Source organism: Anaerocolumna sp. MB42-C2 (assembly GCF_030913705.1).
Taxonomy (GTDB): domain Bacteria; phylum Bacillota; class Clostridia; order Lachnospirales; family Lachnospiraceae; genus Anaerocolumna.
This window is the reverse complement of record NZ_CP133190.1, coordinates 4922656-4936981: the sequence shown is the minus strand read 5'-3', so window position 1 is coordinate 4936981 and position 14326 is coordinate 4922656. Positions and strand designations below refer to the sequence as shown.

At 36.4% G+C, this 14326-nt stretch carries 16 protein-coding genes; 2 read left to right on the top strand and 14 right to left on the bottom strand.

The window, feature by feature from the left end; genetic code table 11:
• Positions 1 to 56: 56 nt before the first annotated feature.
• The 6 genes from RBU59_RS21855 to RBU59_RS21830 all read right to left on the bottom strand — a co-directional run bounded on the left by RBU59_RS21855 (position 57) and on the right by RBU59_RS21830 (position 4710).
• Positions 57 to 860 (bottom strand): ABC transporter permease, encoded by an 804-nt coding sequence (locus tag RBU59_RS21855; RefSeq protein ID WP_308144593.1) that lies wholly within the window; start codon positions 858 to 860, stop codon positions 57 to 59.
• A gap of 103 nt (positions 861 to 963) precedes the next feature.
• Positions 964 to 1761 carry an ABC transporter permease gene (locus RBU59_RS21850; RefSeq protein ID WP_308144592.1) on the bottom strand — a complete coding sequence of 266 codons (798 nt, stop codon included), beginning with the start codon at positions 1759 to 1761 and terminating at the stop codon, positions 964 to 966.
• Positions 1762 to 1775: 14 nt separating this feature from the next.
• On the bottom strand, positions 1776 to 2774 hold the full coding sequence (locus RBU59_RS21845; protein WP_308144591.1) for an ABC transporter ATP-binding protein: 999 nt from the start codon (positions 2772 to 2774) through the stop codon (positions 1776 to 1778).
• A gap of 231 nt (positions 2775 to 3005) precedes the next feature.
• On the bottom strand, positions 3006 to 3380 hold the full coding sequence (locus tag RBU59_RS21840; protein ID WP_308144590.1) for a DUF3783 domain-containing protein: 375 nt from the start codon (positions 3378 to 3380) through the stop codon (positions 3006 to 3008).
• 305 nt (positions 3381 to 3685) lie between these two features.
• Positions 3686 to 4267 carry an ATP-dependent Clp endopeptidase proteolytic subunit ClpP gene (gene clpP, locus RBU59_RS21835; RefSeq protein WP_308144589.1) on the bottom strand — a complete coding sequence of 194 codons (582 nt, stop codon included), beginning with the start codon at positions 4265 to 4267 and terminating at the stop codon, positions 3686 to 3688.
• A complete protein-coding gene (locus RBU59_RS21830; RefSeq protein WP_308144588.1) occupies positions 4264 to 4710 on the bottom strand; it encodes a helix-turn-helix domain-containing protein in 447 nt (148 codons plus the stop codon). The genes clpP and RBU59_RS21830 overlap by 4 nt, the downstream gene beginning before the upstream one ends.
• A 247-nt stretch (positions 4711 to 4957) precedes the next feature.
• On the opposite strand from RBU59_RS21830, the gene RBU59_RS21825 reads away from it, so the two are divergent.
• Positions 4958 to 5116 carry a hypothetical protein gene (locus tag RBU59_RS21825; RefSeq protein ID WP_308144587.1) on the top strand — a complete coding sequence of 53 codons (159 nt, stop codon included), beginning with the start codon at positions 4958 to 4960 and terminating at the stop codon, positions 5114 to 5116.
• 118 nt (positions 5117 to 5234) lie between these two features.
• Here RBU59_RS21825 and RBU59_RS21820 read toward each other — a convergent pair whose 3' ends face one another.
• A complete protein-coding gene (locus tag RBU59_RS21820) occupies positions 5235 to 6245 on the bottom strand; it encodes an ABC transporter permease (protein ID WP_308144586.1) in 1011 nt (336 codons plus the stop codon).
• The gene (locus RBU59_RS21815; RefSeq protein WP_308144585.1) at positions 6239 to 6967 is read right to left on the bottom strand and encodes an ABC transporter ATP-binding protein; all 729 of its coding nucleotides are present in this window, start codon (positions 6965 to 6967) and stop codon (positions 6239 to 6241) included. Before RBU59_RS21815 ends, RBU59_RS21820 begins: the two co-directional genes overlap by 7 nt.
• Positions 6968 to 7270: 303 nt before the next feature.
• On the opposite strand from RBU59_RS21815, the gene RBU59_RS21810 reads away from it, so the two are divergent.
• On the top strand, positions 7271 to 7861 hold the full coding sequence (locus tag RBU59_RS21810) for a TetR/AcrR family transcriptional regulator (RefSeq protein ID WP_308144584.1): 591 nt from the start codon (positions 7271 to 7273) through the stop codon (positions 7859 to 7861).
• Between the two features lie 35 nt (positions 7862 to 7896).
• Here the strand turns inward: RBU59_RS21810 and RBU59_RS21805 are convergent, their stop codons facing one another.
• The 6 genes from RBU59_RS21805 to RBU59_RS21780 form a co-directional block, all read right to left on the bottom strand.
• On the bottom strand, positions 7897 to 8613 hold the full coding sequence (locus RBU59_RS21805) for a phosphatase (RefSeq protein WP_308148622.1): 717 nt from the start codon (positions 8611 to 8613) through the stop codon (positions 7897 to 7899).
• A gap of 57 nt (positions 8614 to 8670) precedes the next feature.
• Positions 8671 to 9546 (bottom strand): EFR1 family ferrodoxin, encoded by an 876-nt coding sequence (locus RBU59_RS21800; protein ID WP_308144583.1) that lies wholly within the window; start codon positions 9544 to 9546, stop codon positions 8671 to 8673.
• Positions 9547 to 9592: 46 nt separating this feature from the next.
• Positions 9593 to 10198, bottom strand: coding sequence for a GNAT family N-acetyltransferase (locus tag RBU59_RS21795; RefSeq protein ID WP_330698379.1), 606 nt, complete (start codon positions 10196 to 10198; stop codon positions 9593 to 9595).
• 264 nt (positions 10199 to 10462) lie between these two features.
• Entirely contained in the window at positions 10463 to 12151 is a 1689-nt protein-coding gene (locus RBU59_RS21790) for a S8 family peptidase (RefSeq protein ID WP_308144582.1), read from the bottom strand.
• A gap of 177 nt (positions 12152 to 12328) precedes the next feature.
• A complete protein-coding gene (locus RBU59_RS21785; RefSeq protein WP_330698378.1) occupies positions 12329 to 12469 on the bottom strand; it encodes a hypothetical protein in 141 nt (46 codons plus the stop codon).
• A 96-nt stretch (positions 12470 to 12565) separates the two neighbouring features.
• A complete protein-coding gene (locus tag RBU59_RS21780; RefSeq protein WP_308144581.1) occupies positions 12566 to 14278 on the bottom strand; it encodes a S8 family peptidase in 1713 nt (570 codons plus the stop codon).
• Positions 14279 to 14326 lie beyond the last annotated feature (48 nt).

Here is a 14326-nt window from a genome sequence, read left to right as displayed (position 1 = left end):
TTTGTAACCTTCCCTTTGCTTTGAAAGGAGCTTAAACCTTACAAGGCGGTTTTATTTTAATTTCCTACACTTTCATACAATTTCAGACCCTTATGAAACAATTTTAATGAAAGATAAATACTGTAAAACACAACAACCGGAGCCAGCCATAGTAATTTCACATTACTTTCCTTGTTCAATAAAAGAGAGGCCGGAAAGAAGCTGATGAAAGCATATGGAACCAGAAATGACAAAATGAACTGAATGACTTTAGGATATATACTGATAGGATACTTTGTATATTCCCCTATATTATGTACCAGGTTGCCAAACGCATTGCCCGGTGCCTTGGTCCAAAAAGTGATACAGTTGGAAGCCAATATAATAGCACCTTTTATAGGAAGGGCTAATGCAAAAATTAGTAAAAACAAAATAAGGCTGGTGATGGATATACTTTCTTTGCACTTGGGGATTGCTACAATTAAAACAATCAGTGACGTGAACATATTACCCACTCCGTTTAAACCTATTTTGGAGGCAAAGATCTGAAAGACCACCGGTAAAGGTCTGGTAAGATAATAATCCAGACCTCCCTGTAAATAAAGCCCATTGATCGTCCATGGTCCATCAAAAAATATCTCTCCGAAACCTACAGCAAAACCCATTAATCCATATACTACTACAATCTCCCAATAACCCCAGCCGTTAATGTTCTGAATCTTATTAAATATTCCCCATATGGTGACCAAACCTGCACTTTGCAAAAGAAATGTAGCAATCACCTGAATGAAAAAATCCAGTTGGTATTCCAACGCTCTTTTCAAATCCTGACCCATGTAACGGCGGTATAAAAATAAATACCTCTTTATTTTCTTTCCCATTTTACTCCTCCTGTATTTTCCAATTTCACTTACCTTTGTTATTCTTCTCAACCCTCGTATCCGGGGTTTTTGGCTCGCATGTACCTTGTGAGACTATTCGCACTCAACCTCCGTTTATAGTAATTTTTCTGATATTTACAGCAAACGAAAGCTTTCCGAGAGCAAATAGGGTTACGACCCATATTATTTCTTTCAAAAACACTCCCGGAATTGTGGATAACTCCGCCTGATTCAGAAATATGGACGCCGGTATGGATACAATATAGGAAAACGGAAGTTGATTTAAGACATTAGAAAAACCCTCCGGGAAAAAGGTCAGGGGTATCAGCCCGCCTGACAGCAAATTCGTAATCGCAGCTCTTGACCACTGAATTCCCATATAGGAAGTAGTTGTAAAGACAAACATAGAAAAAAGATATACAATTTCAAACTTAATAATTAGCGCTAATACTACACTGATTAAAAAGAAGCACCAGGTGCTTATGTGACCAGGCAACGGTATATTTAGTCCTAGTACTAAAGATATGGATACGATTAGTATTACAAGAGCTTCAAATAAGGAGGAGCCAATCGTTTCTGCCAGTCTTGCAAAGTAAAAGTCAAAAGGTTTTGTTAAATCCATTGCCACACTTCCATCCAGTATTTTTCTTGATATGGAGGATTCGGAATACCAGGACAGCAGAGTATTACAGATAAAGGCAACTAACAGATAAGCTCTCATGGATTCCCAAGTATAATCAGACACCATATTTTTCGAAGCAAAAACGGATTTCCATAAAAAAAACGAGGAGATAAAAAGAAGCGCCGTAACCATAATGGAAATAAAGAAATTGGAACGATAAGCAATGGTCTGCTGAACCGATGTTTTCATCAAGGTAATATATTTCTTTCCTTTTCTCATATCTTATCCCTCCATTATTCCTGTAATTTACCGGCATACATCTTCATGATTACGGTTTCGATTTTTGGTTCATCTATTTTAAAATCAACAATTTCATAGTCCTGGGAAAAAGCATTTAATAACTGCGCTGCCCTTATTTCAAACCGGTCAAAATAAAGTTTTATCCGGTTATCTCCCAGGTCTTCACTCCGGACCTCTGAGAAGTTTTTAAGGCGGACCTTGGCATCTGAAACCGGACCGGTTGTTTCAAGAACAAGGGCACGTTCCCTGGCATACTTATCTTTCATCTCATTTAACCCTCCATCGTATACCAAAGAGCCCTTATCAATGATTACAATACGGTCACAAATGTCTTCTATATCTTCCAGGTCGTGAGTAGTCAGTAATAAGGTAGTATGATTCTCCTTATTTAATTCTCTGAGAAAATTCCGGATTCTCTTTTTTACAACGATATCAAGTCCAATAGTCGGTTCATCCAGATAAAGGATTTTGGGATTATGTATCAATGCTGCTGCCAAATCTGCCCGCATTCGCTGGCCCAGAGATAGTTTACGGGCCGGTAGATGCATAAAATCTCCCATGTCCAGTAATGTTGTCAGCATATCCAGCTGCTTTTTATATTGGTGTTCACTTAACTCATATACATCCCGAAGCAGTGTGTAAGTTTCCTGTATGGGTATATCCCACCAAAGCTGGGTTCTCTGTCCGAATACAACTCCAATATTTTTAGCATTTTCTACCCGTTTCTTATAAGGTTCCATACCACAGACCTTAATTGTACCAGTGGTCGGATGTAAAATACCGGCCATCATTTTAATAGTAGTTGATTTACCGGCTCCGTTCGGTCCCACATAAGCAACCGCTTCTCCCTCCGAAATATCGATATTAACGTCCTTAACCGCTTCCTTATAGGAATACTCCTGTGTCATGATATGTTTTAAGGCTCCTGCCAAACCGGGTTTTTTTACCGCCTGTTTAAAGGTTTTTCCTACGTGCTGTAATTCAATTATCATTGTAAACTCCCTTTCAGTTTTTAATCTAAGATATAGCAATTGCTTTATGTCAATCCTAAGCTGCCTACCAGATTAAATCAGCCACCCCCTTCTCCGCTCCTTATGGTTCCTTTTCATCGGATTTAGATATCCCTTAGCAACCAATTATATCATAAGGTTATATAATAATCCATTATTTTCCATAAATTAAGTACCTATAGGTTACAATTCAACCGATCAGGTACTTATTCGTTAATTTCCAAACGCCTTCCTCTCACGGGTCAGTTCTTTATTTAATTCCAAAGAATCCCATGTTTTATTTTGTGAGGTTATAATTGCTTTTAGATAAACCGGATCAATATGCTGTACTTTAAACTCTTTTAAAAATGTGTTAAGAAGAGTTTCTGAAAATTCACTCATTACCAGCATTTCATCTAAAAAAGGTTCACCTGCAAAAATTTCTCCCTTTGATGTAATACCAGGCAATCCGGTTAAATAACCTATCGGTTCCTTATATTGGGAAGAAATAACATGTTTTACAGTTATATTCAATCTGTTGCAAAGTTTCTCTATCTTTTTTCCCTTAGCACTCTCTAAATTATAAAGTAATATCACAGGTTGTTCCATAAATCCTCCTTATATCGTTCACTATACTTAATCATATATTCTTGAGATAACCGTTTTTATCACTATTTTTACACTGGCTTAACCATAGCATTCATTAAGGTAATCTTAGCATAGGCAGGAAATTATTTCAACGTTCGTAACCTCAAAATATACTAAAGTAAATGTTTTACAAAAAATAAGGCATCCTGAATGCTAATTACTGCTATTTCATTAGCCTTTAGGATGCTTTATTCCAAACGAAACTTCTCAGTTCTGCTGCTTTGTCTTGTCCCCTCTATATTTAATTCTGCAGCCTGTAAGTATTATTAACGGCTTATTATAACCTTATCGATCAACCCGTAACGTAAAGCTTCTTCCGCACTTTTAAAATTATCCCTGTCCGTATCCCGTTCAATTTCTTCTATTGTCCTGCCTGTATTCTCAGAAAGGATACGGTTTAATTTTCTTTTGTTGTTCAGAACATATTCTGCTGCAATCCGTATATCACTGGCTGTTCCTTTCGCTCCTCCGGAGGGTTGATGTATCATGATTTCCGCATTTGGAAGTGCAAATCTTTTTCCCCTGGTCCCTCCTGCTAACAGGAAAGCTCCCATACTGGCAGCCATTCCGATACATATGGTGGAAACATCACATTTTATATACTTCATGGTGTCATAAATTGCAAAACCTGCTGAGACAGAACCTCCCGGACTGTTGATATACAGCGATATATCCTTATCCGGGTCCTGGGCTTCCAAAAATAATAACTGGGCAACTACCAAGCTTGCTGAATTATCATTTACTTCTTCCCCCAAAAATATGATACGGTCACTTAATAGCCTGGAGTAGATATCATAACTTCTCTCACCCCTGCTGGTTTGTTCAACTACATATGGAACTAGACTCATGCTGCCATCTCCTTTTTCGTGTAATTATTTAGATAATATACGGTACTAATACAACTTTTCTGTCCGTTATGAAGAATGCCGTATTGTGTCTGTAAGGGTACAAATATCCCATTTGCCCTGTAATTCTGGGGAGTTTGTAAATATACCTGCCTGAAAGCCAGCGTAAATGCCTGCTGGGAATCATATTTGGCTTCCAGGGCAATCTCTATAATCGGATTATTCGTAAAAACAAGCTGTTTAGCGGCTTCTGTTAAACGACGCTTTTGTATATACTTATGCATAGTACATCCGACAGTTTTTGAAAAAATTCTATTTAAGTGGTATTTGGAATATCCGGTGAACTTAGCAATATCGTTAAGCTTTAAATCGTCTTTAAGATGCTCTTCCATGAAATTTATGGTTCGTGAAATTATATTTGCCGTATCATTCATAATATTATCCATACCTTTCTCATAACCTGCAAACTATGAGCTGCAGGCACAAATTTACGTGTGAAAAATTCATTTTTCACTACACCTCCCGTTGATTTGTTTTTATCATTATATCAGAAAAATAGTTCACTCTCTTAATAAAAAATGCTGTTTTATGGTTCTTTTATATTTTAAATAAATATTTTAGAATAAACCGTTCTGTATTTACACATAATACCATTTAGAAAAATGCAAATTTATTGGGAAAGGATGTGTCAGGGTGGAAACAAGCCGTTTTACAGATTATGAAATAGCAAATATTAATGATTCTGCATTAAAACAAATTGCCGAGTTAGAAAAAAACATGTGTGCCGATACAAATAAAAATATTGTTTTAATTGCTTATCAAAATAAAGATATGAATAAGAACGAAAGTTAAAATATTACTGCTGTTTTTATATCCCAGTATTGAAAAACCTCCAAATTGTTCACATGAATCAATCCGTTTGGAGGTTTCTGTTTGTCTAAAATATTTTATTGTTGTGTCTTACTCAAAATTATAATCTCCTGTATTTTTTTAATGCTTTCACATTAAAAGCAAATAATACTGCAATATATAGGATGGAGCCGATAACCCACGGCATAATTTCCATGAAACCTTTTCCCTGAATCATAATCTTCTCCAGGGAAGTACAGCCATAATAAACAGGAGTCAGATAACACAATTTACCCAGTCCAAAGGGTATTGTATCAAGTGGTATCAGTCCTGAGTAAAAAATCTGAGGAATTAAAACAATCGGTATAAACTGTACCATCTGCAATTCATTATTAGAAAATATGGAGGCCAAAGCACCGATGGATACGGCTGAAAATGACATTAAAATCATAACCAGGATACATAACAGTACCGAGCCCTCCACCTGAAGCTTTAATACATATACTGAAAACAGAATGATTAAAATACTTTGTATGGCTGATAATACTCCATATCCTAAAGTATATCCACCGATTACTGCAAAACGGCTGATGGGTGTCATAAGCATTCTCTCTAACGTCTGTCCAAAACGTTCCCTGACAAATGACATTCCGGATAAGATAAATACAAAGAAAAAGGAAAGTACACCTAAAAATACATAACTTAAGGAATCCAGCTGATTATCTTCATTGGTCTCGTAGATATAGGATATTTCCGGTCCGGACTGTCCTTTCTGTAATGACTGGTTCGTCTCCTGAATGGTTTTTACAGCTGCCGCTGACTTTGAATTTTTTTCTAACAAAGTAATATGTTGACCCGAATTATCTCTCCATAGGAAAGCATCCGCCCCCTCCTCTTCTAAATAATCCTTTATATCCGGTTTTTCATCTGCTAAGGTTACATTCGCGTTTTGCTCCAGTTTAGTGATATAAGTTTGATCCATATCATAGATTGCAATCTTCGGAACATAATCAGAATCACCTAAAATAAAATACAGAAGGGTCAGTACCAATAAAGGAGCAAATAATAATAATCCTAAGGACCTTTTGTCATTTTTAATTTGATACATAATACGTTTCCAAATACTTAGCATAATGATTCCTCCCCTGTTTTTTTATCCATAAAAAACAATTCTTCTATTTTTCCGTTGGGAGTGCTGTTGATCAGATGATCGATTGTGTCCGAAGCTATAATATGTCCATTTCTTAATAATGCCGCATTATCACATTCCATTACTTCATCCATAACATGGGTTGTGACCACTATTGTTTTCCCCTGCTCTTTTAACTTTCTTAAATAATCCCAAATTTTCTTTCGTAATACCGGGTCTATTCCTACTGTTGGTTCGTCCAGAAGCAAAATATCCGGTTGATGAATCAGTGCTACCGCAAGAGAGATTCTCTTTTTCATCCCTCCCGAGAAATTCCGTATTAATTTATTTTTCTCATTCTTTAAACCTACTATACTTAAAACCTGTTCGGCATTTTTTAAAAACTCGGCTCTTCTCACTTTCTGTAATCCTGCAAAAAACCTGAGATTATCCCAGGCAGATAATTCCTCATAAAGTGCATCATTTTGAGGCATAAATCCTATGACTGCGAGTAGCTTTCTATCCGGCATAGATTTTCCGCCAATACTTACCTCTCCTTTATCCGCTGAAATCGCTCCCATTATGATACGAAGCAGGGTAGTCTTACCCGATCCGGAAGCTCCCAGAAGGCAGAAAATTTGACCGGAATTAATAGTCATCCTGATATCACCTAAAACCTGATGTTTCTGAAAAGATTTACTGACCTGATTCACTTCTATCTTCATATAAAAACCTCCTGTTATCCTCTAAAAACGTAAGATTTTATAACTAATTATTTAAAATCTTATAAATCAAATTTATATTTTTAATTCTTTATAACTAATTAGTTTAGATATTTCGTGCACTAAAATACCTCGGAACATGAAATAACTCTGTTCTTTCTATTTATTTTATAAATAAACCCGGCAGATTTCAATCAACAGTCATCTCACATGTGTTGGATTTTCTGCTCCTTATTTATCAGTTTTTCTTGCATGTAACTGAATGTCGTTTTATAATAACTTAACTACTTCTTTAGGAGAAAACTAATGGATGACAATTCCTTAACTACTACCACTAGAATTACGAAACAGAATCTGATTGATGCATTTTGGAAATTGTATTGTAAGAAAACGATAGATAAAATTACTGTTACAGAAATCTGCACACTGGCAGGGTATAACAGGTCGACCTTTTATGTTTATTTTAAAGATGTGTATGAAATATTGGATGTGATAGAAAATCAGGTTATTACTGCAGATGAGTTTAAAAGAATTATTCTGGATCAGCTTTTAAATAATAAGGATAGGAAAGATTTATTAAGACAACTGATTCAGTTATTTGAAAACAATAAAGACTATCTTCCGGTATTATTAAGTGAAAAAGGAGATCCTTATTTCCGGCAGAAATTGTTAAAGAAGTTATTCCCTGCACTTATATCTTTTTTTCCTGATATAACTAATACGGAACTGCAGGAAATTAAATATACCATGGAATACCAAAGTGCAGCCATGTTAAGTACTATCTCAAAATGGTATACCAACGGAAAAGATATGCCGCTGGAACGGTTTCTGGAAATATTATTTTCCATAACTACCAACGGTATCCAAAGAGAATTCCTTAAATATAAAAAACCTTAAAACATATTATGAAAAGCACTGAATTCTTTCTGACCTTATCTTCTTTGGGATAAAAACTTTTTAAACTTTTCGGCATTTTTATTGACAATAAGTTTCTCCGGGAACTGTATTTCATTCAGTACCTCTGTAACAAAGTCATAGCGGGCAATATCGGCCGGGTCATGGGCATCACTGCTGACCAGGATCGGAACATCATACTGTATACATAAGCTTAACATTTTCAAGTTATTTTCCCTGGCATTTAAACGTTTATTAATTGGATTCAGTGAATTATTGTTTAACTCCAGTAACACTGAGTTTTCCTTAGCCGCTTTTACAATCGGTTCATAATCAAGAGGACATTTCCCGTCATCCGGATGACTGATAATATCAATCCTTGGATTTTTTATTGCCTTCAATACGGCATCCGTATTTTGCTCCATGGTTCCTGCCTTATAGCAGTGAGAATGAATACCGGCAATCCGAATATCCAGTTTATCGATTATTTTGGCTGGAAGACTTAAATTACCGTCATAGTCTAAAATATTTATTTCAGAGCCCAGCAGCAGTTCAATCCCATACATTTCCCGGGGTACCACTCTCAAATTCTCAAAATATATATCATCACAGGTACCTGGTATCCCTTTTGCATGTTCCGTTATTCCTAATATTTTCAGCCCTTTCTCAGCTGCAGCCTGTGCCATTTCACGGATTGTTCCATAGGCATGTCCGCTGGCAAGTGTATGAGTATGAACATCTAATTCAACTTTAATCATAATCGCATATTTCCTTTCTGTTTTTTCATTTCATCCTTTTAACTATGACATTATTTAGTGTTCCATCAGATATTTTTTTACACCATTGAATAAATAACCTTTCGCTAATTTCTCAATATCAATTTTCTCTGTTAGTGGAAGTTTGCTTTCTAATTTATCAAGGTTATACCCTTGTTTCACAATGATAAATTTTGCAAAACCAGGAGTTAAGTTTTTTCCCGGACAGGAATAAATGCAGTTAAGACATAAATGACACTTATGGCCGAAATCGGGTTTGCCTTTCTTCATAGTAATATTACCTGAAGGGCACACCCTGCTGCATAACCCGCAGCTGTTGCAGCTGCCGGATACTTTAATACGATGCCCCCAGAATCCTGCCATGATTTTTTCCAGTTCACCGAAAGTCGAAAAAATCCTGTCTAAAACAAAAGGAGTGGTTCTTCTCTTTTCTCCTCTTAATATTGCATCCACCATGTTATTGACCTTATCCGGCAATACCTGTAAAAGCATAACAGATAAAGGTTCTTTCGTATCCACAATCCAATTGGATGGCATCACAATCATATTTTCATATAATACATGATACCCCTTTTTATTTAGGCGACTGATACTACTCTGTCTGCATGCCCTATTCGGAAAAACTTCACCACCGCCTGAAACTGAGATAACAGCTGCTTTCGTATTTTTCACTTTGTCTGATAATCTAATCCATTTATAAACTGCCGCCGGAGCATTAAAAGCATGAACAGGAAATATTAGAAAAAGGAGATCATAATCCCCAGAGCTATTGTATTCACCTGTTGATATCCTTTCCAACTCTCCGATACAGCCATTTTCTTTTAATATTTTATCAAAACACTCTGCAGTTCTTTTGGTTCCACCGGTGCCGGAGTAATATACAATTTTATATTTATACTTTTTATCTTCCATAATAATACCCCATTGTATAACACATCTGCTTACAGACGTGTTACTGTCACAAAGTTTCCGTTATTATTTTCTCATATAATCTGAACCACTTAAGTCCGTACTCTTCCAGCCCTAAGTCCACTGTATCAATATACTGATAACCGCTTTTTTCGTATAAGTGAATGGCGGGTTTATTCTTTTCAAATACATCTAACCGAATCGTTTTTATGTGATGTTCTCTTCCGCATTGCAGTGCAAAATCCATTAAATGGCTTCCGACTCCACAATTTATAAACTCCGGATGAACTACTAAGGTATGTATAACAAAAACATCCGAATAATCCGCTTCGATTTTCCATTTTACGTCTCGATATGCTTGTTCAGGTTCATGACTCAGTATTATGGATCCAACAATCCTGTTTTTGTATTTTACCGTATATAAATGTTTTCCGCTAACACCATTAACCGCATTCTCTCTTACAGGGTAAACTCCCTTTATCCATCCCGGATAATTAATATTGGCTTCTAAATAATCATTTAAATCATTATATAACTGCTCAAGTTCATCTATATCTTTTTCTGTACCCAATTGTATCTGTAAATTCATTGTCTGTCCTTTCCCTAACACCGGCCGGATTCGCAGATGTTTATCCCCATTCTGTAAGCTTATCATGTTCTTTATCCACATCATAAACTCATAATATTTAATACATTTCTTACCAACTCATTTTAAATATAATGTATATCTGCAGGAATCGCAAGAAAAATATAAAAGATTTTATCAACTTATGAACCAGGGCCAAGATATTCCTGCCTTCTAATCATTAAGAAATAACTAAGTTGCTGCAATTTTAAAATTTTGCAACAGCCACTTTATTTATATTATTTTTAATTCTGCATAGATCAGATAATGATCCGATAGATATTCTTCATCCGGTTAAACTATGCTTCCAAAAATATTTTCCTCCAATATCCCGAATCCCCAGTTCTGATTCGGATAATTCGTGGAACTGTCTCTTCTTGCACTGCTGGTTACAATATATCTGATAAAGGTACAATTCATATTAGGCAGATTTTTATCTATCACTCCCCACTCCATTAATCGCGCTGCAATCCCTGCCGTATAAGCACATGCCATACTTGTACCGGTAAAATAAGCAAACTGATCTACACCGGCAGGGACAACCATATTGACACCGGGAGCAGTAATATCGGGCTTTGGTTCATTCGTTTTCGTAAAACCCCTGCTGGAATAATAATATAATTCAAAGAACACCGGATTATATGCTGTCACTGTTATTATATTAATTGTATTTGCCGGAATGGAAAGTGTAGTATTGATATCCGGATTAATAAAATAGGTATTGCTTAAAAATTGATGCAAAGGTAACCAGATATGAAACCGGTTTACTAAATCATAAGAACCTGAAACCTGAAAACTCCAAATTCCCTTATAAGCATTTTGAAACCTTAATAAAATTAATTGTGTCCCTGCAATAGGTTCCTGTAAACGGTAATCAATATAAATAACTGTGTTATTATAATAAACGGGTATCGTATTTAATTGTCTAAAACTGAGGGAAATATGATATACCAAATCACCATTCGGAGCAATAATATCAACCGCTAATAGATTAGGCGGATACCCCCACAATTCCATTGAAAAATTCTCACTTTCCTCACCTACATTTAATTCTGCAGTATTATAAATATTTGGTGAACTGATTTCACCATAATAATGCCCATAGCGGTTACCCTCATCCCCTGCTCCAACTATAACTGCAACGCCCGGTAATTCCCCGACTTCTGAAATATACTTGCTAATATAATCTTCACCCATATGTGAACCCTGATTACAGGCTAAACCAAGTGCTATAATTATTGGGCGTTGTAAACTTATGGCAACCTGCAGCAGATACTTAATACCCATCATTACATCATTTTCCTGATAGCATAGGCTTTCTTCCGGTATATTAAAAAATTCTTTCAGATAGGGTTTAGCCGGTTTTAGTTTTACAACAACGATTTCTGCTTTGGGTGCTGTTCCTGAGAAGATGAACTGATTGCTATAGAAACCGGCGGCAATTCCGGCCATTGCAGTTCCCTGGCTGCTGATCTCTGTGCTTGGTACAACCGATAATGGATCCTCAGACTGCAATGCCAGATTAATTTGTTCCCTGCTGTATTCCGTTCCATAATATAGATCCGCGGGGTACCTGTCAGGACTTTCAATAGACTGATCCCAAATTGAAACAATTCGGGTAGTATTATCGGCATATTGAAATGCCTTATTACGATATTCTATTCCCCCGTCAATAAATCCAATCAGAACTCCCTCCCCAGTATAATCATAGGCCGGCAAGTTATGTATATAATAATTACCTTTCGGCTCAGTTGATGACTCAAACATTAATCCATAACATTTTGGTATGGACGCATAACCATATTTATATACAGCATTATAGGTCATATCACTTACCGGTATATTCAAAACTGCATAACGTTGGTTTATAATATTATAGGATGTGTTAGGATATTGAGCAAATATTCCCTTGTCATAATTATAATCAATGATTAAATCAGCATATTCATCACTGGTTATCTTAAATCGTTCAGACTCAGTCATGGTTACCATATTCTCGAAATAATTAGTTTATTAATTCTATGAATTTTGTTAAATAATGATGACTAAATAAGTCCTTTCTCTTTTGTCATGTGTTCACACCGTTTGGATATCATACAATTATTATTCAAATATAGTTTCCCCTTATTTACGGCTGCAACTCTGTTATTTACCCCAAGTTTACCATACAAATTTTTTTCTCCAATTCCTGCCTCTTAAGCCATAAAGAGAAGCAAAAAAACGAACATTCTGCTCAGCGTTCAGATTCTCATAGATTGCTAATTCCTGAGGTACCACACCCATATGCCTCTTAAAATCCATAAGGCATCTTTTCACATACAAAATAGCGCAAAATAAAAAATCAACCAAAAGGTTGATTTTAGGGGTTGATTTAAAAATAATTCTTTTTATGCTAACTTACTGTCTGGGAAAATCAGATCTGAATATATTAAAAACATTGTATAAATCAATAATTCCGTAACCCCAGCCGGGATTAGGATATGAAAGCACTTTACTACGCTTGGCTCCACGGATTAAATATTTCTTTACTACCGTAGAGTTCATACTTGGATAGAAGCCGTTCACAATACCCCATTCCAACATGATGGCTGTGATACCAGCGGTATGTGCTGCCGCAAGACCGGTTCCGGACGCCGTGGTAAATCCTTTTAAAAGATCCGGAACTATAATACCTACTCCTGGGGCTGCCAGGTCCGGATTGATATAACCATTTCTTGAATACCCGTAGCTTGCATTTTCATATAAAGCATTATTAGCAGGATTATAGGCAGTCATTGTAAGCGGAGTGCTTGTATTACCGGGAGATGTAATTGTAGTATACGGGTCAGGGCTCAAAAAATAGGTATTTGCTGAGATAAATCCATTCATTGGCAACCATATATGATAGGAGCCAGGAAGATCTCCCCTGCTGTAAACCTGTATTCGCCATATACCTGGTGTAGGCTTGAGAAAACGAAGCAGAATCAACTGCTCCCCGGTGTAGGTTTCTGCCAGTCTATAATTAACCGAAATTAAGGTTTTTTCAAAAATAAAACGTATCTCCTGGTTAGTTCTTAAGCTCTCCGCTATTCTTGGTATATACTCTCCTGTCGGAGACATAATGTCAATGGAATAGGTATTAGGTGCATTACCCCAAATTTCCATTGAAAAACCGAGTTCGCCCTCCCCGACATACATTTCTACGACACTGTTTCTGGTTGATGGATCAATTTCACTGTAAAAATGCCGTTTCATATTTCCTTCATTTCCTGCGGATACACTATAGGTAAAACCAGTAAAATCAGCGAAAAAATCCAGCATGTTATTTAACGGACCTTTGCCGTCGTGTGAGCCCTGTGAACTGCCTAATCCAATACAAACCGCACAGGGACGCTTAAGCTTAAGTGCGGTTTCCATTATATACTGATAAGCCCACATAATATCATTTTCCTGATAACAGGGAACATCAGGAGAGATGATAAAGAAATCTTTTAAATTCTGTTTTGCCTGTTTTAACTTGACAATAATAATATCAGCATCCGGTACTACTCCGCTGAATTCACTTTCCTGTACTTCAGAACCAACCATAATGCCTGCCAGCATAGTACCATGACCGATTTCGTCAGTACTTGGGACAATATCCATGGGGTTATTACTGCGTAAGGCAAGGTTAATCTGCTCGTTATTATATTCCGTTCCATAAAAGGTATTTGCGGGATATTGATCGCTGCTGTCAATTGTTTGATCCCAGAGAGCCGCAATCTTACTGCTTCCGTCCTGATGCCGGAAGATGGGATTCGTATAATCAATTCCTGTATCAATAAGGGCAACTAATACTCCCTTTCCCCGAAGGTTAAATCTGGGAAGCTGACGCAGTTTACGTACCTCGGAAGCATCAAGGCTGATTTCACTTGTAAGACCGTAGAGGTGCGGCAAAGGTATATATCCGTATTGACCAATAAAGTTCTGGTTTAGAATATCAGCCGGTGTATAGCCAATGGCATATCTTGTATTAAAAATATGCGGTGTGGAATCAGGAAAACGATATAACAATTTTTCATTCCTATTATATACTAAAAATAAATCGGTATAATCATTACTGATTATTTTATATTTTTCTTCCTGTGTCATATTTGTCATCACCCCTGTTATGTATGATATAGCCGGATTCTTATTTAT

Coding starts and splice junctions, on each gene's coding strand:
- RBU59_RS21855 (WP_308144593.1), bottom strand. CDS start 860: ATGGGAAAGAAAATAAAGAGGTATTTATTTTTATACCGCCGTTACATG.
- RBU59_RS21850 (WP_308144592.1), bottom strand. CDS start 1,761: ATGAGAAAAGGAAAGAAATATATTACCTTGATGAAAACATCGGTTCAG.
- RBU59_RS21845 (WP_308144591.1), bottom strand. CDS start 2,774: ATGATAATTGAATTACAGCACGTAGGAAAAACCTTTAAACAGGCGGTA.
- RBU59_RS21840 (WP_308144590.1), bottom strand. CDS start 3,380: ATGGAACAACCTGTGATATTACTTTATAATTTAGAGAGTGCTAAGGGA.
- clpP (WP_308144589.1), bottom strand. CDS start 4,267: ATGAGTCTAGTTCCATATGTAGTTGAACAAACCAGCAGGGGTGAGAGA.
- RBU59_RS21830 (WP_308144588.1), bottom strand. CDS start 4,710: ATGGATAATATTATGAATGATACGGCAAATATAATTTCACGAACCATA.
- RBU59_RS21820 (WP_308144586.1), bottom strand. CDS start 6,245: ATGCTAAGTATTTGGAAACGTATTATGTATCAAATTAAAAATGACAAA.
- RBU59_RS21815 (WP_308144585.1), bottom strand. CDS start 6,967: ATGAAGATAGAAGTGAATCAGGTCAGTAAATCTTTTCAGAAACATCAG.
- RBU59_RS21810 (WP_308144584.1), top strand. CDS start 7,271: ATGGATGACAATTCCTTAACTACTACCACTAGAATTACGAAACAGAAT.
- RBU59_RS21800 (WP_308144583.1), bottom strand. CDS start 9,546: ATGGAAGATAAAAAGTATAAATATAAAATTGTATATTACTCCGGCACC.
- RBU59_RS21795 (WP_330698379.1), bottom strand. CDS start 10,198: ATGATAAGCTTACAGAATGGGGATAAACATCTGCGAATCCGGCCGGTG.
- RBU59_RS21790 (WP_308144582.1), bottom strand. CDS start 12,151: ATGACTGAGTCTGAACGATTTAAGATAACCAGTGATGAATATGCTGAT.
- RBU59_RS21785 (WP_330698378.1), bottom strand. CDS start 12,469: ATGGATTTTAAGAGGCATATGGGTGTGGTACCTCAGGAATTAGCAATC.
- RBU59_RS21780 (WP_308144581.1), bottom strand. CDS start 14,278: ATGACACAGGAAGAAAAATATAAAATAATCAGTAATGATTATACCGAT.